Source organism: Rhodopseudomonas sp. BR0G17 (genome assembly GCF_010907025.1).
GTDB classification, from domain to species: Bacteria; Pseudomonadota; Alphaproteobacteria; order Rhizobiales; family Xanthobacteraceae; genus Rhodopseudomonas; species Rhodopseudomonas palustris_H.
Window position 1 is genome coordinate 1 of sequence record NZ_QUML01000105.1, and the last position, 556, is coordinate 556.

Genomic DNA, 556 nt, shown 5'->3' on the forward strand with positions numbered 1-556 from the left:
GGTCCGGGCCCCCGCGTTGGCGACATTTGACGTCCTCGGAGAGGTGATTCGGCGCCACTTGGGTATCAATGCCCACGACACCGCACTCGGGCGATCATTTGACGACTGGCGCGAACGAGCTATGCCGCGATCTTTGCGCCGATCGTTGGATAAGAAGCGCAGAAGCATTGGAAGAAAAGGCCACCTCAAGACCCAGATCATCGAAGATCCAGATCTGATCATTGCAGCACTCCATCAAATTCTGGAGTTTCGGAGGTTCAGGTTCAAAGGCCACGACAAGCGAGATTTACTCAACGAAGAGCGCTATTTTCGTTTCTATTGCGAGGTTGCGCGCGACCCGATGTTTCGTGCCTACGTTATGACGCTGGATGACCGGCCAGTCAGCATCGCCTACGGGGCAGCATGGAACGATAGGTTTCATCTGCTACTGACAGGGTTCGATTATCTGAATTATCGCAATGCCTCTCTGGGGCTCCTCGTCATTGAAGATGCGATCAAAGACTGCATCTCCCGAGGCGATGCAGAATTTGACCTGACGATCGGCGATCAACCATAC

Annotated in this window: 1 protein-coding gene; it reads left to right on the forward strand. The window is 53.8% G+C overall.

Annotation, left to right across the window (positions count from 1 at the left end; translation table 11 throughout):
* Window positions 1-16: 16 nt before the first annotated feature.
* The coding region (locus tag DY467_RS25405; RefSeq protein ID WP_164639811.1) for a GNAT family N-acetyltransferase at window positions 17-556 on the forward strand (540 nt) is incomplete at its 3' end.